The following is a 21536-nucleotide window of genomic DNA, read 5'->3' on the forward strand; positions in this document are numbered from 1 at the left end:
CTTTCTACAGGATCCGACCATCACCCTATCGTCCTAGCAACTCAACGCAATCTACGCTGCTAGCTTTAGCGACCGCAAAAGCGTAGCTATTTTCAGAACGTTGCACCTTCCCCAAACATTATCCCGGCAAGGAGGACCATGTTCGATAAGCGAATCAAGTTTAAGAAATAAATCTATATAGTCATCGCCTGGCATCAGCCACCATTTCCGTTTCCCCCAAAGATCGAAGCCCCCTTGAACTTCCACGTCTATGCGTGGCTAGGCATCACATGCACACTCACACTGCGGGGAACAGGAAAACCAGGGGCACCCTCAACAAACCCATCAGGTGCTACGAACTTTAATGCACCTTCCCCTCGCCACGGCAGTAAATAGCATGTCCCCATTACCCCCTCGGAACCAGGCTCGCTTGATGCCTCGACATAAGCGACTTCCAGTCCATTCATCCCTATAGCGATCATGGACTCATAGAAAACATCTGCGACCTCTTCATACTCGTCATAGATGTGAAGAGACACAGAACATGTCTCAACATCAGGCATCCCAAGAAACGTGGCCGCAGCGCTAGAAACAGCAACCCCTTCATCTCCCCATTCGGGATACTCGTCTCCCTCCCCGAAAAACTGAACTTGCCCATACATAGGCACAACGTGAAGATTGATGTCTTTCACTTTAGCCATGTGAGATCACCTCTATCCTCAATAGCTGGAATACAATTGATTAACTTTCGCCTTCTACCAGGAAAAATCAGATCTCTTTCGTTCCTCTATATCTACTGGCCAATCTTTGCAGGCACACCTGTACCCTATCAACAAAAGCAATATTTCTACAATCAAAAGTAAGCATACCCACCCAGGATGATCAGTTATAGCTAGTTCAGGATCCACCAGTTCAACTACCCCCAAAAGGAGCCTTAGTTGATGAAAAATTTTTCATGATAGTGGCATCTATTTTGCTAACCATATCAAACGTTCCTCCCAGATGATTATTATCAAATTATCGGAAGCGCTCACATGTTTTACCGCTTCTACCAGTCAAAATGACACTTCAGCCAACAGCAACTGCGGAGGTCACACATGACACGCGTACGCATAATAGTCACCATCACTCTTATTCTCTTAGGAATACTGACAGCGCCTACTACTTCCCTATTCACTCACCCTGCCCAAGCACAGCAGGCACGAGATGTACCAGCAAACCAATGGGACGATCGACTTTCCGTCTCATCTACAACAAAGTGCGCCGTCAACTCTGATAATTCTGTGTGGTGTTGGAGCGACCCTCCAGAAAGGGATGACATCCACTATGTGCCAACCCCCCTTTACTCTAAAGTCCCAGAAAAGATTGAGGGCGTAGAAGCTAAAGCAGTGTCAGCTTCCATAGATTCAGTATGCATCATAGCCTTAGATAACGAGTTGTGGTGCTGGGGAACTAAAAATGGAACAGAAAATGACGACAAGCCAACTATCACTGCGCCAAAAAAGATCGGTATGCAAGCCAAAAAGGTTCAACTTATTAATGGGAAAGTCCAGGTGATAGATACTAACGACAATCTATGGGAATGGGGACTGGAACACACCGATCAAGCAATGCAATATCGAAAGAAGATTCCCAGCATCAAGGTGAAGGATATTCACACGTCAGGTTCTACCAGCTGCGCTGTTGACCTTGGAAACAAAGTATGGTGTTGGGGAAATAATCAAGATGGAATTCTTGGCTCCTACGAACCAGAGTATTCTGACAGCCCCATTCTCATTCATGGGATCACTGCCCAGAAGGTTGCTGTCGGTCGTTCCGCATGTGCCCTGGATACCGCGGGTGAAGTTTTTTGCTGGGGAGACAATTACTTTGGCCAACTTGGATCAGACACTCCAGGATCAACAGCAATCCCAACTAAGGTGGAAAAACTACCGGCCGACGTTACTGATATAACGACTGATGACAATACAAACTGTGTTCTTAATGCTTCTGGGAACAGTTGGTGCTGGGGAAAATTCCGTGACGATCTTGGCGAAACTACAGATATTAATCATCCCGAAATTCCAAGAAAATCCACTCTTCCATCCGCCCAACTGCTTCGGATAGAAGATAAGGCATGTATTGCAGACAAAGCTGGTTATACGTGGTGCACAAAGGATTATCATCGGCTTATTTCTCCAGGCGATCCACATGATTTTTCGATGAAGAAGATCGAGAATATTCGCCTTACCAGTTCGTTTAGCGATTAAAAACCGACCGCATTGTCAAGAAAGGGAACACCGTGCGCACTATTGTCACGAGGATCGTGCGAATCCTCGCTGCGCTGTTTGTCATAGCTAGCTTTAGCGCAGCTCTCCCCATCTCTACCGCAGCCCCTAAGGCACAAACCGACATAACGGAATCAGTACCGCCTACTGCTCCTGTTCATGAGACACCTATGATGGTAATTGACGATATTCCTTCCCAACGTATCGCCGTGAGTGATACCTATACTTGCGCCATTGATGATAATAACAAGGTATGGTGTTGGGGATCCAATGCTTCCGGCAATCTCGGACTTGGCTATGCCTCCGATGAAATTTTCCCGGAGAGAAAGGTGATACTTGGTTTGAAGGCAACCTCGATTTCCATTACCTCAGATGGACGCACATGTGTGACGGATGATGCAGGCGGTGTTCAGTGCTGGGGCATAACACGAAGTAATCGAGACGATGCCGACAAAGATAATGTTCCGGTAGAAAAACATGCCGGGCTGCCTACAGATAAGAAGTTCAAACGCGCTGGCTATGGCTGTTTTGTGGACTCAGACGACCTGCTTTGGTGCGAGGAACAGGAAGGCATAGCTAAGCGAATGGGGGACATTAAATTCCAGTCTGGTGGTGGGTCCTCAAGCAACGGCTGTGCAGTATCTTTGGATCATTCTCTCTATTGTTGGGAAACTGGTAACAACTCCAGTATTCCCCTTGATCATCCCAGTGACACCCCCACAAAGGTTGAAGGTATTACTGCTGCCCTGCTCACTACCGGTAGGGGAACTAACTGTGTTGTAGAAACCAATGGGACACCTCATTGCTGGGGAATCAATAACCTCGGCCAGACCGGCGAAGATGCTAAAACTGGTAAATCAGTCGATCTGTCAAAGCTAAAAGTGACCAGTATGGATACAACGTCGCGTCACACGTGTGTGGTGGATGATAGGCAAGTTCCCTGGTGTTGGGGTGGATACTACGGCGGCATTGTCGATGGAAATAAACCCCTGCGCGGCTTTGGGATTCCCGCCAATTACAGAAACATTGAGAATTTCAAGGCAGTTACCGTGGCAACCGCCCCTGGCAGAACCTGCTTCGTGGATACTGAAGGCGCTTTCTGGTGCTGGGGTAGGAACGAAAACGGCGAGCTGGGCAACGGAACCACCACGGATTCGGCTGTCCCCGTCAAGGTGGAAGGTTTGACGGTAGCCTTAACTCCATGAGCACACACGACGCAGGCACCCACGCTGCACACGGCGACGCACACAGTACCCTAGCGGACTTTATTAACCACCACGGCGTCGATACGCAGTGGCAGCGAAGGTTCTACGAACACATGCATGCGTACCCGGAGTTGTCTGGTGAGGAAAAGGAAACCGCGGGTTTTATTCAGGACAAGCTGCGGGAGTTTGACTGCGAGGTCATCACCAACATCGGCGGGCACGGGATTGTTGCTCTTTTCCACAACGGCGAAGGCCCGACGGTGTTGTTCCGTGCGGATTTTGATGGCCTACCGGTTCAGGAGGCCACGGGTGTGCCGTTTGCGTCGAAAAATGAGGGCCGGATGCACGCCTGCGGGCATGACATGCATACCACTGCCCTACTGGGCTTGTGCCAGATCCTCAACGAGTCCCGCGACCGCTGGCAGGGCACGTTCATAGCCCTGTTCCAGCCTGCAGAGGAAACAGCAAGTGGCGCGGCCGCAATGGTTGCGGATGGCCTGACCTCCCGCATTCCCACACCGGATGTGTGTTTCGGCCAGCACATTGTGGCAGGCCAAGCGGGGAAAATTATGAGCATGCCGGGGCCCGCCCTGGCTGCCTGCGACACGATTACCATTGAGCTTTTTGGGCGGTCGGCACACGGCTCAATGCCGCACGACTCTATCGATCCAACATTTCTTGCGGCGATGATTGTGGTGCGTTTGCAGGGCATTGTGGGCCGCGAAGTCTCACCCGAACATTTCGCGGTGGTGACGGTGGGCACACTAACCTCGGGCCATACGAACAACACCATTCCTGGCAGCGCCACCCTGGTGCTCAATTGCCGTTTCTACGATGATGATGTGAAGGCCCGCACCTACGCCGCCATCGAGCGGGTGGTGCGCGGCGAGTGTATCGCCTCCGGATGCGAGAAGGAACCCACGTTCACGTACTCCAACCACGGCGAACTCACCGACAACTCCCCCGAGGTGTTCGGCAAGGTTCGCCCGCTTTTCGACGCCGTGTTTGACGACGCCTCCGTGGATGCCCAACGCTGGACCGCGTCGGAGGATTTTTCCGAGGTGCCACGCGCGTTCGGAGTGCCCTACTTTTTCTGGTTGATCGGCGCAAACTCCGATGATGCTGATGCACCGGGCAACCACATGCCCGATTTCCTTCCTGACTATGAGCCGGTGGTGTCCGCATCTAATCGCGCGGCGCTGGCTGCGGTGTTGGCCTACCTAGCCGTGTAAACAACGTTAGGCTTGAAAGCCCCGCCACACAGACCGTTGGTCTTTATGTAGAAAGGTAAAGTATGCAGACCGTAACCCTGAATAACGGCGTCGAGATGCCCATCCTTGGTCTTGGCGTGTATCAACTCACCGAACCCGGCGAATGCGAACGCGTGGTGTCGGAAGCTCTGGAGCTTGGGTACCGCTCCATTGACACTGCGGCCTCGTACCGAAATGAAGAAGCCGTTGGCCGTGCCATTGCAGCCAGCGGCATTCCCCGCGACGAACTGTTCATCACTAGCAAGGTGTGGATTCAAGACGCCGGCGAGAAACCCGCCCGCGCTGCTTTTGAGCGTTCCCTGGAACGCTTGGGCCTGGATTACCTGGACCTTTACTTGATCCACCAACCCATGGGTGACGTCTATGGTTCCTGGCGCGCTCTGGAGAACATCAACAAGGAGGGCCTGTCCCGCGCGGTGGGTGTGTCTAATTTCTACCCAGACCGCCTCGTGGATTTGATCCTGCACAATGAGATCACCCCAGCCGTGAACCAGGTGGAAACTCATCCCTTCCACCAGCAGGTGGAGGCCCAGAAGGTTATGCAGGAGTACAACGTTCAGATCGAATCCTGGGGGCCGTTTGCTGAGGGAAAGAACGATTTGTTCACCAATCCCACACTCGCCGCCATCGCTGAGGAGCACGGTAAAAGCGTGGGACAGGTAGTACTTCGTTGGCTGATCCAGCGTGGGGTTGTGGTAATTCCGAAGTCCGCGCGCCGCGAACGCCTTGAGGAGAACATCAACGTGTTCGACTTCACGCTTTCCGACGCCCAAATGAACACCATCTCCACCCTGGATACCGGCAGCAGCCTGTTTATCGACCACAATGACGTATCTGCTGTGACGCTTCTTAGCGGAGTGAAGTTCGACACTTAAGGTGAGGACAATTCCTCTCGCACGCGCATGAGGATGCCACCAAGCCGGTTCACACCGGAACCATCACCGCCGTCTCCCCAATAGGCATCTTTGCCGGTGTGCTCAACCAGCATGGCATCTCCAGTAGCCAGCAATAGTTCTGCTAGGTCCTTGTTGTGCTGGAACTTTGCCAGGACGGCGGTATACATGACGTCGTCCTTAACCTCCTCCCAGTCAGCCCGCAAGGGGTTGCTTCTATCGCGACCGATACCAGCGGCTTTCAACGGCGATGGGGTGCGCCTGATTTTTTCGCGGAGTTTTTCATCCTCAAATTTCTGCGCCTGGAAGTAATGTTCTGCGGTGCGCCAGTAAACGTCATCTTTGTAAAACCCGTAGCGGGCGAAGTTGGATAGCTCACCGTACGGGTCATTTGCTGTGTAGAAGTAAATTGTATCCATACCACCGACGGTAGCAGATAAGCTTTTACTCCCTGGCTCTACTTTCCGATGAATCCTTTCTCCACCATCCAGTCGTAGGCGACTTGACCTGGGTCGGCGCCTTCCACATCAACTTTGAGGTTGAGGGAACGCATGGTGTCATCGTCAAGCAACGGAGTGACCTGGGCGAAGCGTTCCGCGAGTTCGGGGTGTTTGTTCAGGAACTCGGTATTAAACACAGGTGCCGCGTTGTAGGCGGGGAAGAAATGCTGGTCGTCCTCCAGGATCACCAGGTTCAGGGATTGGATGCGTCCATCGGTGGTGAATACTTCACCAAAGTTGCAGGATGCGTCTGCTGTTGCCTGGTAGACGGTGCCGGTGTCCATAAGGGAGATGTTTCCCTCCGGGACACCGTCGGGGGTTCCGCGTGGGATTCCGTAGAGTTTCAACATGGGATTCAGGCCATCAACGCGGGAGTTAAATTCCGATTCCACGCACATAGTGCGCTCCTCCACGGGAACAGAGGCAATGTCAGAAAGCTTAGAGATGTTGTGCTGTTTTGCGAATTCCGGCCGGACGGCAAAGGCGTAGGTGTTATTGAGCGGCGCGGGCTGTCCCCAGGTCAGGCCGTTGGCCAGGTCCGCGTCGTGCACAGCCTGCCATTGCTTCTGCTTGTCGGGGATGCCGCCTTCGTGTCCCAGGTATGCGAGCCAGGCAGTGCCGGTGTATTCGAAAGCCAGGTCAGCCTGCCCTGACACCATGAGGTTGCGTGAGGGTTGAGAGCCCGGCACGTTGGTCATGTCGGTGACATCAAAACCGGATGCTTTGGCTATGAGCACAGCGATTTTTCCCAGAACAATCTGTTCGGTGAAGTTTTTTGAGGTGATGGTGATAGATTCGTCATGAGCATTGGCGACTGGCTTGATGGACCCTTCCGTCATGGCGGGCACTGTTGACGTGGAGGGCTGCAGGCCGCAGGCGGACAGCCCCAGGCCAAAGAGCATGACGCAGCAGAGGGAGATCTTTTTTAGCATTCTCATTGTCCTTTCGGCCGCAGGGTGTGCTCGCAGACGCGGGCCACCCAATCCACAAGCAACGCCAAGAGCGCCACGAGCAGCGATCCAGTGATCAGTACACGGTCTAACGCCAGGTTCACTCCCGTGGTGATAAGGATGCCCAGCCCGCCACCATCGACGAAGGTCGCCAGGGTGGCGGTGCCCACAAGCAGCACCAATGCGGTGCGGATGCCCGCCAGCATGATCGGCACGGCGAGGGGCAGTTCGATGCGAAACAGCACTGACAAAGCGCTCATGCCCATGCCTCGCCCGGCTTCAATCAGCGCTGGATCGACGGAATCCAGGCCCACCATCGTGTTTTTCAGCACCGGCAGGAACGCGTACAGGATCAGGGCGACCACGGCGGCGTCGAAACCGAAGCCCAGCCAGAAGGCAAACAACACCACTAGTCCGATGGCGGGCGCTGCCTGGCCAAGGTTAGCCAGCATCATCACTGGGTTAGCCAACCACCGCAGCGGTTTGCGCGTAAGCACAATGCCCAGTGGAATAGCAATGACGAGGACGACGGCCGCCGCCACCACCGTCAGCTTCAGGTGCTGCACGGTCAGATCCCATAGGTAAGGAATGGTGAGCGTCACCCGCTCGGTCTCGGTGAGATCGGCACGGGTAATCCAAACCAGCACGGCACCTATCGCCAACAGCACCAACGTGGGTTGGGCAAGCAGACCCAACCAGCGTCTGGAATCGGGCCGGTCAGAGGTTGTTGTCGTGGTCATCGCTCTCCCCTGCTTCCTCTACCGCGTCCGCGTTCACACCCACCGGAGCATCCTCTTTCGGCTGGGTTTCCCGCAGCTCAGTGATGGCCTGCATCACTGTTTCCACATTGATGACGCCCTGAAAGTACTGCCGTGGACCCACAACCAGCGCGGCACCGGTGCTGGCCACCAACATGGTGTCCAGGGCGTCATTAAGCGTGGAGTGGGTGGATACCACCGGCAGATCGGGGTCGACGTGGCTGGGAATGGACCGTATGGTGTTCAGCTGTTCGCGGGGAATCCACGACAGCGGCCGATGCTTGTCATCCAGGATCACTACGTGTCCATGCCCCGCCTGGTCGGCGAGGTGCGCAAGTTCCTTCGGGTCCTGGCCCGGGTGCCCGGTGACGGCGGGAAGCAATTCGACGTCCCGAATATGCGTCAGGTTCAACTGCTTCAGGCCAGCGCCGGAGCCGATGAACTCCTCCACGAACTCGTCAGCGGGTTCCGCCAGGATACGCTCAGGGGTGTCGTACTGCACAATGCGTGCACCATCGTCGAAAATGGCGATCCAGTCCCCTAGCTTCACCGCCTCATCGAAATCGTGGGTGACGCACACGATGGTTTTGTGCAGCTCGGACTGGATGCTGATCAGCTCGTCCTGGAGTTTCTGGCGAGTGATCGGGTCAACCGCACCGAAAGGCTCGTCCATGAGCAGCACCGGCGGATCCGCAGCCAAGGCGCGCGCCACCCCCACGCGCTGCTGCTGTCCGCCCGACAGTTCCTTCGGGTAACGGTCTCGGTACAGATCTGGGTCCAGGGAAATAAGTTCCAGCAGCTCATCGACACGTTCGGCGATACGCTGCTTGTCCCAGCCCAGCATCTTGGGCACCATGGCGATATTCGCGCCGACGGTCAGGTGCGGCAGCAAACCACCCGCCTGGATCACATACCCGATGCCACGGCGAAGTTTATCCCCATTCATGTGGGTCACGTCCTCGCCGTTGATCACAATTTTGCCCTCGGTGGGTTCGATCAGGCGGTTGATCATTTTCAGCGTGGTGGTTTTGCCGCACCCAGAGCGGCCAACAAACATCACCACCGCGCCTGCTGGGATTTCCAGGGTCAGCTGGTTCACTGCGGCCTTCTTAGCAGCGCCTTTCTTACCGCCGTAACGCTTGGTTACGTTGTCAATCAAAATTGCGGCGCCGCCTTCCTCGGCACCTGTTATTTCGGTTACTGCGTTGTCTGTTGTTTGGGAGACAGTTGGGTTAGACACGGATACCCCTTGAGGTAGTCAGGCGACCCATAACAATCAAGGCCGCGTCGAGAAGAAGAGCCAGGATGACAACGGCAATGACACCGGTGGCTACTGACTCGAAGGAATTGGCTCCGCCTAGGCGGGAGAGGCCAGAGAAAATGTAGCCGCCAAGGCCGGGCCCCAGAGCGTAGGCTGCAACAGCGGCAATACCCATGGTCATCTGGGCGGAAATGCGCATACCGGCGATGACCACCGGCCAGGCCAGTGGAAGCTCCACCCGAAAAAACGTGGCTACGCGGCTCATGCCGACGCCGCGGGCAGCCTCCACCAGCGCCGGATCCACTTCCGTGAGGCCGACGACGGCGTTGCGCAAAATGGGTAGCACGGCGAAGAAGGTCACCACGGCCACCGCCGGAGCAACACCGAAGCCCAATGGGATGATGAGCAAACCAATCAGTGCAAAAGACGGAATGGTTAATCCCACGGCCGAGACATTATTGGCAACAGACGTTAAAAAAGTACTTCGATAACACACTGCAGCAACAACAAGTGCAATAACAGTGGCCAAAACAAGACATTGAACAACGAGACTCAGATGCTGCCAACTATTCAGCATTATCTGATTCCACCGTTGCGAAACAAACTGAATCATGGCATAAGTTCCTGAATGATCAGGGAGTATTTCTCACTGATGAAAACGTCGAATGAAAACGTTGGGGGAACAGAAACCAAGGAGGATGAGTCCCCGTCACCCCATACCCGATGTTAAACCCCACTCCGCCACACCCCTGCTGCACAATTACTACTTTCGAGTGACAAACTTAACAATTCGCACAATGCCTACATTGTTGAGCAATGAAAAATACGGCGATTCCAATAAGATTAATTGCAGGTTATCGCAACATTGATAGGCAAGTCTTGTATGACAGCAACTACCTGTCAACCTACCATAAAATCCCAAAATAGAGAGATGTGTCACATTTGTAGCCTGCTGGTGATTTTTAGGTAACGCTGGTTCCTTTTTCTACGACATAGCATCCCGCGCTCCCCCGCAACACAACCACGCAAAACCCCGCCTGATTGTTCATAAATCAGACGGGGTGCAGCAGCACGCTCACAGAGCGTAAGAAACTACTCGCTGTAGTATTTCACCAGACCCAGCTCGGCCGGGGAAACCAACAATTCATGGTTCGGAACGACGCGAATGGTGTACCCAAACTCGCCGGGTACATCGCTGCCGATTTCCACTTCATAGCGGCCTTTGCCGGAACTGTCTTTCATATCGAAAATCAGCGACGGCTGCACTAATTCCTCAGGATTCTCCGGATCTGAAATACCAATGATGGCCTGCACCAGCACATCCTTGCCCGCGAGGTCACCCAGGCTCACATCAACGGACAGTCGGATCGGGTCACCCGCAAGTGTCTCACCGGCGTTCGGCGCAGCTTCGCCGTTACACATCAGGTTGGACAGCTGAATGCTGTCCCACCCTTCTTGAACGCGCTTGGTCCACTGGACGTACTCCTGAGCAACCTTAGGACTTGCGGTTACCCGGCGGGCACCCTCATCGGCGGGACGGTAGTACCCTTCCACGTAATCGCGCAGCATGCGGGTGGAAGTGACCATTGGTGAAAGGTCCACCAGGGAACGACGCACCCACTGCAGCCATTCACGAGGCAGGCCATCGGCATCGCGGTCGTAGAACTTCGGCGCGATCTCGTGCTCAATCAGGTCGTACAGGGCCTGCGCTTCCAGGTGGTCGCGGTAGTCCGTGTCGTGGGATTCCACGGTGGGGATAGTCCAGCCGTGGTCTTCTTGCGGCATTTCGTCCCACCAGCCGTCGGAAATGGAGAGGGTGAGACAGCCGTTCATCACAGCCTTCATACCAGAGGTGCCGGAGGCTTCTTGCGGGCGGATGGGGTTGTTCAACCAAATATCCGCGCCGGAGATGAGGTAGCCAGCCAGTTCGATGTCGTAATCGGGCAGGAACAGGAAGCGGTCGCGCAGACCCGCGTCGTCGGCAAAGCGCACGATCTCCTGCATGAGTTTCTTGCCGCCCATGTCGTGGGGGTGGGCTTTACCTGCAATAATGAACTGCACGGGGCGCTCTTCGTTGAGCAGGATGCTGCGCAGACGCTGCGGGTCACGCAGCATCAGGGTCAGGCGCTTGTAGGTGGACACGCGACGTGCGAAACCAATGGTCAGGGTGTTCGGATCGAGTACGCGCTTGGTCCAGTGCAGCTGCGCATCGGGCAGGCCACGGTGTGCCCAGGAATCATGCACAGACTCGCGGGCCACGTTCACCAGGTCGGCGCGTAGCTTGTTGCGAGCCTCCCACAAGGTTTCATCGTTCACGGCATCCGGGAAGTCCCAGCTGTCTGCCACGGCAAGGTCAGCATTGCCGGAGACCTTCTCAATAATGCTCATCATCTCTGGCTTCACCCAGGTGGGTAGGTGCACACCGTTAGTGACGGACCCAATCGGCACTTCCTCGTCGACGTAGCCGGGGTACAGGCTGGCGAACATCTCACGCGATACTTCACCGTGCAGCTTAGCGACGCCGTTCGCATGCTGTGACAGCCGCAGGCCCATGTGGGCCATGTTGAAGCGATTCGGGTCTGACTCCACACCCAGTTTGATGGCTTCTTCGATGGGGACGTTCGGACACAGGTGGCGAGATTCCTCATTACCTGCACCCAGGTAGCGGCGGACCAGCTCAATATCAAAGCGGTCAATACCAGCGGGAACGGGGGTGTGGGTGGTGAAGATGTTGGTGGCGCGGACCTGAGCCAACGCGGCGTCGTAATCCAAGCCCTCGTTCATGCGTTCGCGGATACGCTCCAGGCCCAGGAAACCAGCGTGTCCCTCATTCAAGTGGGCAACGCGCGGACGTGCCAGGCCACGGGCATCGCAGAAAGCGTTGACGGCGCGCACGCCGCCAACACCTAGCACCAGTTCCTGCTTGATGCGGTGTTCCGAGTCGCCGCCGTACAGACGGTCGGTCACATCCCGCAGGTCAACGGGGTTTTCTTCAATGTTGGTATCCAGAAGCAGCAGCGGCACGCGGCCAACCTCAGCCACCCACAACGCAATCACAATGTCACGGTGGTCAGGGAAGGCAACGGTGACGGTGATCTGCTTGCCGTCTTTACCCAGGACTGGCGACACGGGAAGATCGCGAGGATCGTGATACTCGTAGTTTTCTTCCTGCCAGCCATCGCCGGACAGAGACTGCGAGAAATAGCCGTAGGAGTACAAAAGACCCACACCGATCAGCGGAATACCTAGGTCAGAGGCGGATTTCATGTGATCACCCGCGAGCACGCCCAGGCCGCCCGAGTAAATCGGCAGGGTGGGGTCAATGCCAAACTCCATTGAGAAGTACGCGGCGATGGGGTCGGTGGAGCTGCGGCCTGTGCCGCTGTTCTGTTTGCTGTAGGTCTTTTGGAACCACAAGGGTTCCTGCAGGTAGTGGTCGAGATTGTCGGCTTCCTTGCGGACATTACCGAGGAAGCCGTCATCGGCGGCGAGTTCACGGAGGCGGTCCACATGCACGCGCTGGAGCAGTTCCTTGGGGTTATCCCCCAACGCATCCCACAACTCAGGGTCGATGCTACGGAACAGTTCGCGAGTCTCGGGGCGCCATGACCACCGCAAGTTGAGCGCCAGACGCCACAACGGACGCAGCGCTGATGGAATATTATGTGCTACTTTTACAGTGCCGGAAGATTTCACCCCTCTAATTTATCCAATTCAGTCCCCCGATGCCACTTAATAAAAACCTCTCGACGTGAGAAATATCAAATCGGCCCATCTTCACTGTTGTGGTGGTTATTACCACAAAGATGGACCGATTCTACTTTGTGCAGTGATCAACGAAGATCACGTGAATACCAGCGGAATTTTTACCTCTTCTTTACCGCAGGCTTAGCCTTTTTGGACTCTTTCTTCGCCGTTTCTTTAGTGGTCTTATTTAAATCCTCTTTCACATTCCTGTGAAGATCTTCACCCAGTGGGTGAACGTGAATCATGTTGGTATTACCGGTCACTCCGGGAGGAGTACCGGCAACAACAACCATCATGTCGTCGCGGTTGTACTCATCCATGGCCAGCAATGCCTCATCAATTTCGCGCATCATCGAGTCGGTGCTATCCACCACCGGGCACAGGAACGTCTGCGCACCCCACGTCAGGGCGAGCTGCGAACGCACCTCCTGGTTTGGGGTGAACACCAGCAGCGGAAGATGAGTGTGCAGGCGGGCCACTCGCCGGGCGGTATCGCCAGAGGTGGTGAACGCAACAAGGGCTTTGGCGTTCAGGCGCTCCGCAATATCGCGGGCGGAGTAGGAGATCACGCCGCGCTTGGTGCGCGGCATGTGGGACAGCTGCGGGACTTCACCGTCGGCCTCTGCGGACTTGACGATGCGGGACATGGTGGACACCACGTTCTGCGGGTCGCGGCCCACGGAGGTTTCGCCGGAGAGCATCACGGCGTCGGCACCGTCGAGCACGGCGTTAGCCACGTCGGAGGCTTCGGCGCGAGTCGGGCGGGAGTTTTCAATCATGGAGTCCAGCATCTGGGTGGCCACGATCACCGGCTTGGCGTTTTCACGCGCGATCTGGATGGCGCGCTTTTGAACCAGCGGAACTTCCTCCAGCGGAACTTCCACACCGAGGTCGCCACGGGCGACCATGATGCCGTCGAAGGCCAGGATGATGGATTCCAGCGCATCCACGGCTTCCGGCTTCTCCAGCTTGGCGATCACAGGGACGCGACGCTTCTCTTCATCCATGACCTGGTGCACTAGTTCCACGTCCGCCGGGGAGCGAACGAAGGACAGCGCCACCATGTCCACGCCGAGTTTCAGCGCGAAGCGGAGGTCTTCAATGTCTTTTTCACTGAGGGCCGGGACGGAAACATCCATCCCCGGCAGGGACACGCCCTTGTTGTTGGAGACGGGGCCGCCTTCCACAACCTTGCAGACCACATCGTTGCCGTCTACTTCAACGCAGACGAGGCCAACTTTGCCATCGTCCACGAGCAGGCGGTCGCCGGGCTTGGCGTCTTTGGCCAGCCCTTTGTAGGTGGTGGACACGCGGTCATGGGTACCGGGGACGTCATCAACGGTGATGCGAACAATCTCACCATCGTTCCAGTAGGCTTCCCCATCGACGAAGCGCCCCAGGCGGATCTTTGGCCCCTGCAAGTCTGCAAGGATGCCTACGGCGCGACCGGTCTCGTCGGTTGCTTCACGAACCCATTCGTAGTTTTGCTCATGATCTTTATGGTCGCCATGAGAGAAGTTCATCCGGGCGACGTCCATGCCGGCTTCCACAAGACCGAGGATTCCCTCTTTGCTTGCGACGGCTGGACCCAGCGTACACACAATTTTTGTTCGTCTATCCACGCCTCCCACCCTAACCACCTTTGGCCCCACAAGCCACACAGAAACGCCCGCTGAGGGGGATAATAATCATGTTTGCCCACCAAACCCATGACCGAAAAACCACATCTTGGCGAAAATAAGCAGGGATAATCAAAAATAAACGGGCATAAAGATGGGATGCGCAGTGAGAATTCCGCCACACGCGATACTGGTCACACTGTGCTTGTATCGCCTGTAACGCCCGTATTCTTCTCCCCTCGTCGCCGGGTAATCACCAGATACGCCACCCCCGCCAGCAGCACCACGGCCGACACGATGGTGTTCACACGTAACCCCAGGATGAGTGTTGCGGCGTCGGAACGCATCAGCTCAATCCAGAACCGACCGAGGGTGTACCCCACCACATACAGGGCAAACAGCCGCCCGCGATCCATGCGGAAGCGGCGATCCACCCACAACAACACCGCGCAAATCAACAGGTTCCACAACATCTCATAGAGGAAGGTGGGGTGCACCACCGCCAGCACCTCGCCGGTGGAATGCCCGGTCATGGGCGCAACCTTGCCCGCATCATCCACGCGGTTGTAAATCTCCAGGCCCCACGGCACGCTCGTGGGCCGACCATACAGCTCCTGGTTAAACCAGTTGCCCAGCCTGCCGATGGCCTGCGCGAGAATGATTCCGGGAGCTGCGGCGTCGGCAAGCGGGGCGAACGGCAGCTTTTTCACCCGCATCATCACCGCCACGGCCAGGGTGCCCAGCGTCACCGCGCCCCAAATGCCCAAACCACCGCTGGCGATGTTGAACACCTGCATGGGGTTGCAGTCGGAGCAAAAATACTGGTCACTGTCGGTGATCACGTGGTAGAGCCGCCCGCCGATAATGCCAGCCGGAACCAGCACCAGCGTCGCATCCATCACCACTTCAGGGTCGCCGCCCCGCGCCACGTATCGACGCCGCGACAACCACACCGCCGCGATAATGCCAGTGATGATGCACAGCGCGTAGGCGCGGATCGGAATCGGGCCGAGGTACCACACACCTTGCGGGGGTGACGGAATGAGGCTCAGATTTTCCACAATCACAGCAGATATGCCTTTTCTGGAACTAGTTCATAGAAGGGCAAGCCGGATGCTGCCCAGCGGCCACAAGTTTACGGCACGCCTCCCTGGGGTTCGCAGCCGTAACAAGCTCCTCCCCCACAATCACCGCATCTGCCCCCGCCCCCGCGTACCTCATCAAATCTGCCACCGTACGCACCCCCGACATAGCAACCCGAACAGTCCCCGACGGCAACCCGGGGGCAATCTCTGAAAACGTGTCACGATCTACCGTCATTGTGTGCGCATTGCGGGCGTTAATCCCCACCACGCGAGCCCCGGCACTGATCGCGCGGGTGGCGTCCTCAGTGGTGTGTACCTCCACCAGCGCCGTCATGCCCAACGACTCCACACGGTCCAACAACGATTCCAACCGAGACTGGTCCAGCACCGAAGCCACCAACGCCACCATGTCCGCCCCGAAATATCGGGCCTCGTGCACCTGGTACGGGTCAATAATCAAGTCCTTACACATCACCGGCACCCCCACCGCCGATTTGACCACATCCAAATCCTGGAACGATCCGCCATAACCATGACGCCCCGTATGGCAACTGATGACCTGCGCGCCCCCCGCCTCGAACTGCACAGCCACATCCTTAGGTGAATCAAACCATGCAATAGTGCCCTTCGCGGGTGTAGCACGCTTAATCTCCGCGATCACCCCACAACCACGTTGCAGCAGCGCACCCAAGGCGTCACGCGGCGGCGGCACAGATGCGGACAACGCCTTTATGTCCTGGAAGGACAGCCGCGCCTCACGGGCGTTGATGTCTGCCCGCACTCCGGCCAGGAACTGGTCAAAAACTGTGGTCATGGAACATCTCACCCCTTTACGCATTGGGCTTAGGCGACCTTGGCCGCATTTAACAACGTCGTGCTAATACGTTCCAGGCTATAGGCCACACCCGCCATTCATAAAATCAGGCCGCTGAAATCACAGATTATTATCTAATTTGCTATCAGCTTGTGGGGGCGTCCTCGGAGGCGCTACCCGCCCCACCCGTCATGTCCGTCGGATCAATCCCCTCATCCAACGCATCCCACATCACCCGCCCCGATTCGGGGGCATCCGCCAAGTCCTCCTCCAGTTTCTCCCGGCGCGCGGCCTTCGTCTCATACTGGTTGCGCTTGGGCGTATCTTCACCTGGGCGCATGGCCACCACAATGCCGCCCACCAGCGCCACAGCGCAGCCCAGCAACGCCAACGACGGCCCAAGGGCGTTCACGTGCAGGTCAGTCACCTGCGCCCAGTCCGACAGGGTGGTGGGCGCGGAGGAATTCTGGGTGGCCACGCCCGACGTGAGCAGACTTTTCGCCCGCGCCGGGTCGGGTTCGCCGGCAAGCAACCCCAGTGGTGCCCAGCTGGCGGCTGCCGCAGCCACCGCGCACACGATTCCCACCACGCGACGCCCCGTTTTCCGCAGCACCAGTGATGCCACGAACCCCGCCAGCAACAGGAGGCTGAGCGCCATGATCTCGGTGGACCATGTGGCTCCCACGAGGGGTTGGGTGCTTTCCCCGGATTTATCATCACTGGCTGTGACGTTGATCCAGGTCAGTCGGGACGACACCCACAGCACCCCCGCCCCTACGGCAACAAAAGCTTTTGCCATGAATGAAATTCGTTTTTTGGTCATAACATCACCCCAACAGGTCCGCGTCGAAGCACGTGCGCGTCCCAGTGTGGCAGGCCGCGCCGGTTTGGTGCACCTCCATCAGCAGGGTATCCCCATCGCAATCCGCGCGAATACCTACCACTTCCTGCACATGACCGCTGGTCAGGCCCTTAATCCAGTATTCGTTGCGGGAGCGGGAAAAATAGGTGCCGCGTCTCGTTGCCAGACTGTAGGCCAGGGCATGCTGGTCCATCCATGCCATCATGAGCACTTCTTTGGTGCCCGCAGCTTGGACAATGACTGGTATGAGGCCAGCGTCGTTGAAGCGCAGGCGCTGCGCGATCGTGGGGTCCAGTTCGTAGGTACTGGGATCATCGGGCGTCTGTGAGCTCATAGTCGGACCTCGTATCCTGCGTTGGCGATGGCGTGTTTGCAGTCGGTGATGGCTACTTCCCCGAAGTGGAAGATGGTGGCCGCGAGGGCGGCGTCGGCACCCGCAGCCACGGCGGGCGGGAAATGCTCCACTGCGCCCGCGCCCCCGGAGGCAATGATGGGCAGGTGCACGGCTTCCCGGACTTTGCGAATCAGTTCCAGGTCGAAGCCTTCTTTCGTGCCGTCGCCGTCCATGGAGTTCAGAAGGATCTCCCCCACGCCCAGTTCCTGGCCGGTGCGGGCCCACTCGATGGCGTCGATGCCTGCGGAGCGGGAACCACCGTGGGTGGTCACCTCGAAGCCGCTGGGCATGTCATCAGCGTCGGGTCCGGTGGCGCGGCGGGCGTCGACGCTCAGTACAATGCACTGCGCGCCGAAGCGTTCGCTGAGTTCCCGCAGCAGTTCTGGGCGGGCAATGGCGGAGGTGTTCACGCTCACTTTATCCGCCCCGGCGCGCAGCAGCTGGTCCACGTCTTCCACGCTGCGCACCCCGCCGCCGACGGTGAGTGGAATGAACACCTGCTCGGCTGTGCGGCGCACCACGTCCAGCATGGTGCCGCGCCCCGCCTTGGAAGCCGAGACGTCGAGGAAAGTGAGTTCGTCGGCCCCCTCGGCGTCGTAACGCGCGGCGAGTTCCACCGGATCGCCCGCGTCGCGCAGGTTTTGGAAATTGACTCCCTTGACCACGCGGCCATTGTCCACGTCCAGGCAGGGGATGATGCGCACCGCAACGCTCACGAGACAGCGCTCCTTACATAGAAAGGCTTAACCAGACTGTTCAATCGTACTCATCAGGGCGTGGTGCACCAGCGGGGTGCCCGCGATCACGCCGTGCGAGCGCGGGCCCCAGGTGTTGCCGTCCAGGTCGGTGACCACGCCACCCGCTGAACGCACCAACAGCACCCCGGCGGCGTTGTCCCACACGTGTGGGCTGAAGCTAATCGATCCACCAAACGTGCCTAGGGCGGTAAAGGCCAAGTCCACACCCACCGACCCCGTCACCCGCAGCCGCGGATACAGGTCCGCCAGCATGCGCATGAGCGCCTGCCTACGCATCGTGGGGAACCGGGAATCCACCGCCGACACAATCGAACCGAACCCCACCTGAGCCACCAGCGGCGACGACTCCTCCAGAGTTTTTTGCGCCACGCCATTGACATACAGCGGCGAACCATGCACCGCCGTGAGCCGTTTGCCCAGCATGGGAAGGGAAATCACTCCCACCACCGGCGTGCCGTAGTGCAGCAGGCTCACAATGGTGGAACACATGGGGTTACCCGCCGAAAAGTTCGATGTCCCATCCACCGGGTCCACCACCCACACCGTGTCTTCGTCCAGGCTGCCGCCGCCTTCCTCCCCGAAGACCGGCAGGCCCGTCCTTTCTGCCAGGGTCTCACGGACGCGCTGCTCAATCTTCATGTCGGTTTCCGTGGCGAAATCCCCCACGCCCTTAGTAATCATCGGCTCCGCGCCAATGCTTGACCGGAACACCCGCTCCGCGTCACCCACCACCGCCTCGGCGACGGCCAGCAGCTCCCTGGTCCACATGTCGGTCACCGAGGCTTCATCACTTCTACAGAATCCACAGCCTTCAATGCCTCAGCCAGGGTGAACCTGCCCTCGTACAGAGCCTTACCGATAATCACCGAATCAATCCCCTCCTCCACAAACTGCGCAATATCCACCACATCCTGCAGCTTAGCGACGCCGCCCGATGCCACAATCGGCGCATCCGTCGCCGCCGCCACCTCCCGCAGCAAGTCAATATTAGGGCCATCCAACGTGCCGTCCTTAGACACATCCGTGACCACGAAACGTGAACATCCCTGCGCATCCAAGCGCTCTAGGATTTCCCACAAATCCCCGCCGTCGGACACCCAGCCGTTGCCTTTAGCGCGCCACTCCCCGTTTTCTTCACGCACATCCAAACCAACCGCGATGCGGTCGCCGAAGCGTTCAATTGCGCGCCTGCACCAGTCGGGATTCTCCAACGCTGCGGTGCCGATATTCACGCGCCGCGCGCCCGTGGCAAGTGCGCGCTCCAGGGAAGCATCATCACGAATGCCGCCGGTGAGCTCCACGTTAATATCCAGTGCGCCCACCACCTCGGCCATGAGCTGATAATTAGAACCCCGGTTAAACGCCGCATCCAGATCCACGAAATGCAGCCACTGTGCCCCCTGCTCCTGCCAATTCAACGCGGCTTCAAGGGGAGTTCCGTACACTTTCTCACTCCCCGCCGCGCCTTGGTGCAATCGCACAGCCTTACCATCAACGACATCAACAGCGGGAAGAAGTGTGAGACTCATAGGGGCAAGTCTAGCTGGTCGGTGAACCGCAGCGCTGAGGGTCACCCAATAGTGTGGTTCACATTGTGATCGATAAAAACGCTGTTCAAGTGGGGGCTGGGTGGGGCTTTGGGTTTTTAGAGGGCAGCTGTAACTGAGACTGTTTAAGGGCTACAGCGACCCCACCCAGTTCTCCAGCAGCTTCAACCCCATCTCCCCCGACTTTTCCGGGTGGAACTGCGTGGCCCACAACGGGCCGTTCTCCACGGCCGCCACGAACCGGTCCCCATAGTGCTGCGCCCACGTGACCAGCGGTGGCGTGGTCAGATCGTCCCCCTCAAACACCCAATCCCGCACGCCGTAGGAATGCACAAAATAGAAGCGATCAGTACTGCTGAATCCCGCGAACATCTGCGAATTTTCCGGGGCATCCACCGTATTCCACCCCATGTGCGGCAGCACCGAAGCGTGCAGACGCTCCACCACGCCCGGCCACTCCCCACAGCCCTGCGCATCAATGCCGTGCTCCACGCCATGCTCAAACAGCACCTGCATGCCCACGCAAATCCCCATGACGGGCCGACCACCAGCCAAACGCTCCCCGATCAGGCGCGGACCATTCACAGCACGCAGCCCATCCATACACGCCGCAAACGCCCCCACGCCGGGAACAAGCAGGCCATCGGCGGCGAGAACCGTCTGAGGATCACTGGCCACCGTGACCTCAGCCCCCACGCGTTCCACCGCGCGCTGCGCTGAACGAAGGTTGCCAGATCCGTAATCAAGAAGCGCCACTGTTTTAGCCATAGTGCGAAGTCTAGCGCCTGCGTAACGACGCCCCGGCACTCGCCGTTGGCGGTAGGTTTAGGGCTCGATTCTGGGCGGGGTGAGTGTGAGCATGCACGAAGGCTGCCGTTACAGCAATCCCTCTCAAACAATCTCAGTATAGAGCTATCCACTTGTTGTGAGATTTATCGGATTCTCCCCACCCCATAAAAGGTAGAAGCATGGTGCTACAGCACTGCAAAGTTATCCTAGACCCCCTTTGTAAAGACCCTCAAAGAAAGCAGCCCATTCTTCATCACTCTTTTCAGGAACTTTCGCGAAATACAGGTCTGGATTCAATTTTTTCATGCCCCCAAATAAGATAGGAATGCCCTCCATCTCTATAAAGTTTTCCAGACCCTCATAATTGAGCATTGACTCAGAAATTGGAAGTTGGGAACTGTCCGAACTTTTACTCCATTCCCACTCATCTATAGAAAGCCCTTTTTGCATAAATTCAAGCTTCCCATCAGCCGGATTATAGACCCCGAAATAACAACCTATATAAGCAGCGCCGCTCCGAAACTTTATATCATTTTCTTTCCTTACATAAAAAACATAGGCAACGCTATCGAGAAAATCCCTAGACACACTAAGCAAATCATAAAGTATGAAGCTGTCCGCCGAAAGCTCTTCAATCACACACCAACCATTCTGCTCTTGTACTATCCACGAGCGTTGACCATTATTGAACACAACATCCAATGAGTCAGTTTTGACCAGGTCAACAACAAGCCCTTCATACATTTTTTCCAACATCTGGGCAGCAGTCCGCTTCGCTCCTTTAAAAACGATAGCCTGGTTACCTACTGTAACATTCATTTCCACTATCCCATCCAC

21 protein-coding genes are annotated in these 21536 nt (G+C 56.9%); 4 read left to right on the forward strand and 17 right to left on the reverse strand.

The window, feature by feature from the left end:
- Positions 1-248 precede the first annotated feature (248 nt).
- Positions 249-680 carry a hypothetical protein gene (locus tag CDUR_RS08435; RefSeq protein WP_179417863.1) on the reverse strand — a complete coding sequence of 144 codons (432 nt, stop codon included), beginning with the start codon at positions 678-680 and terminating at the stop codon, positions 249-251.
- 396 nt (positions 681-1076) lie between these two features.
- On the opposite strand from CDUR_RS08435, the gene CDUR_RS08440 reads away from it, so the two are divergent.
- From CDUR_RS08440 to CDUR_RS08455, 4 genes are all read left to right on the forward strand, one after another.
- Positions 1077-2228 (forward strand): RCC1 domain-containing protein, encoded by a 1152-nt coding sequence (locus CDUR_RS08440; RefSeq protein ID WP_179417864.1) that lies wholly within the window; start codon positions 1077-1079, stop codon positions 2226-2228.
- Positions 2229-2416: 188 nt separating this feature from the next.
- Positions 2417-3451 (forward strand): RCC1 domain-containing protein, encoded by a 1035-nt coding sequence (locus tag CDUR_RS08445; RefSeq protein WP_179419082.1) that lies wholly within the window; start codon positions 2417-2419, stop codon positions 3449-3451.
- Entirely contained in the window at positions 3448-4683 is a 1236-nt protein-coding gene (locus tag CDUR_RS08450; protein ID WP_179417865.1) for an amidohydrolase, read from the forward strand. The genes CDUR_RS08445 and CDUR_RS08450 overlap by 4 nt, the downstream gene beginning before the upstream one ends.
- 62 nt (positions 4684-4745) lie before the next feature.
- The gene (locus CDUR_RS08455) at positions 4746-5597 is read left to right on the forward strand and encodes an aldo/keto reductase (RefSeq protein ID WP_179417866.1); all 852 of its coding nucleotides are present in this window, start codon (positions 4746-4748) and stop codon (positions 5595-5597) included.
- Here the strand turns inward: CDUR_RS08455 and ybiA are convergent.
- The 16 genes from ybiA to CDUR_RS08535 form a co-directional block, all read right to left on the reverse strand.
- Positions 5594-6034 (reverse strand): riboflavin biosynthesis intermediates N-glycosidase, encoded by a 441-nt coding sequence (gene ybiA / locus CDUR_RS08460; protein ID WP_179417867.1) that lies wholly within the window; start codon positions 6032-6034, stop codon positions 5594-5596. The two genes, CDUR_RS08455 and ybiA, sit on opposite strands and share 4 nt — an antisense overlap.
- Before the next feature lie 38 nt (positions 6035-6072).
- Positions 6073-7047: a glycine betaine ABC transporter substrate-binding protein gene (locus CDUR_RS08465; RefSeq protein ID WP_233452924.1), complete on the reverse strand. Its 975-nt coding sequence runs from the start codon at positions 7045-7047 to the stop codon at positions 6073-6075.
- 2 nt (positions 7048-7049) lie between these two features.
- Entirely contained in the window at positions 7050-7805 is a 756-nt protein-coding gene (locus tag CDUR_RS08470; RefSeq protein WP_179417869.1) for an ABC transporter permease, read from the reverse strand.
- Entirely contained in the window at positions 7783-9063 is a 1281-nt protein-coding gene (locus tag CDUR_RS08475; RefSeq protein WP_411763060.1) for an ABC transporter ATP-binding protein, read from the reverse strand. The genes CDUR_RS08470 and CDUR_RS08475 overlap by 23 nt, the downstream gene beginning before the upstream one ends.
- Positions 9056-9697 carry an ABC transporter permease gene (locus CDUR_RS08480; RefSeq protein WP_179417870.1) on the reverse strand — a complete coding sequence of 214 codons (642 nt, stop codon included), beginning with the start codon at positions 9695-9697 and terminating at the stop codon, positions 9056-9058. The genes CDUR_RS08475 and CDUR_RS08480 overlap by 8 nt, the downstream gene beginning before the upstream one ends.
- Before the next feature lie 479 nt (positions 9698-10176).
- On the reverse strand, positions 10177-12780 hold the full coding sequence (gene glgP / locus CDUR_RS08485; RefSeq protein WP_179417871.1) for an alpha-glucan family phosphorylase: 2604 nt from the start codon (positions 12778-12780) through the stop codon (positions 10177-10179).
- 170 nt (positions 12781-12950) lie between these two features.
- The gene (gene pyk / locus CDUR_RS08490; RefSeq protein ID WP_179417872.1) at positions 12951-14453 is read right to left on the reverse strand and encodes a pyruvate kinase; all 1503 of its coding nucleotides are present in this window, start codon (positions 14451-14453) and stop codon (positions 12951-12953) included.
- Positions 14454-14644: 191 nt separating this feature from the next.
- Positions 14645-15517, reverse strand: a complete 873-nt coding sequence (gene lgt, locus CDUR_RS08495) for a prolipoprotein diacylglyceryl transferase (RefSeq protein ID WP_179417873.1) — start codon at positions 15515-15517, stop codon at positions 14645-14647.
- Positions 15518-15539: 22 nt separating this feature from the next.
- Positions 15540-16349 (reverse strand): indole-3-glycerol phosphate synthase TrpC, encoded by an 810-nt coding sequence (trpC, locus tag CDUR_RS08500; protein ID WP_179417874.1) that lies wholly within the window; start codon positions 16347-16349, stop codon positions 15540-15542.
- 145 nt (positions 16350-16494) lie between these two features.
- Positions 16495-17148: a TIGR02234 family membrane protein gene (locus CDUR_RS08505; RefSeq protein WP_290207227.1), complete on the reverse strand. Its 654-nt coding sequence runs from the start codon at positions 17146-17148 to the stop codon at positions 16495-16497.
- A gap of 28 nt (positions 17149-17176) precedes the next feature.
- Complete coding sequence (hisI, locus tag CDUR_RS08510) at positions 17177-17545, reverse strand: phosphoribosyl-AMP cyclohydrolase (protein ID WP_179417876.1); 369 nt, start codon at positions 17543-17545, stop codon at positions 17177-17179.
- On the reverse strand, positions 17542-18321 hold the full coding sequence (gene hisF / locus CDUR_RS08515; RefSeq protein ID WP_179417877.1) for an imidazole glycerol phosphate synthase subunit HisF: 780 nt from the start codon (positions 18319-18321) through the stop codon (positions 17542-17544). Before hisF ends, hisI begins: the two co-directional genes overlap by 4 nt.
- A gap of 27 nt (positions 18322-18348) precedes the next feature.
- Positions 18349-19131, reverse strand: a complete 783-nt coding sequence (locus tag CDUR_RS08520) for an inositol monophosphatase family protein (protein ID WP_218865646.1) — start codon at positions 19129-19131, stop codon at positions 18349-18351.
- Positions 19132-19136: 5 nt separating this feature from the next.
- The gene (priA, locus tag CDUR_RS08525; protein ID WP_179417879.1) at positions 19137-19892 is read right to left on the reverse strand and encodes a bifunctional 1-(5-phosphoribosyl)-5-((5-phosphoribosylamino)methylideneamino)imidazole-4-carboxamide isomerase/phosphoribosylanthranilate isomerase PriA; all 756 of its coding nucleotides are present in this window, start codon (positions 19890-19892) and stop codon (positions 19137-19139) included.
- Positions 19893-20042: 150 nt separating this feature from the next.
- The gene (gene hisH, locus CDUR_RS08530) at positions 20043-20678 is read right to left on the reverse strand and encodes an imidazole glycerol phosphate synthase subunit HisH (protein WP_179417880.1); all 636 of its coding nucleotides are present in this window, start codon (positions 20676-20678) and stop codon (positions 20043-20045) included.
- 222 nt (positions 20679-20900) lie between these two features.
- Positions 20901-21524 (reverse strand): hypothetical protein, encoded by a 624-nt coding sequence (locus CDUR_RS08535; RefSeq protein WP_179417881.1) that lies wholly within the window; start codon positions 21522-21524, stop codon positions 20901-20903.
- Between the last annotated feature and the right edge of the window lie 12 nt (positions 21525-21536).

This window comes from Corynebacterium durum (assembly GCF_030408675.1).
Taxonomy (GTDB): domain Bacteria; phylum Actinomycetota; class Actinomycetes; order Mycobacteriales; family Mycobacteriaceae; genus Corynebacterium; species Corynebacterium durum.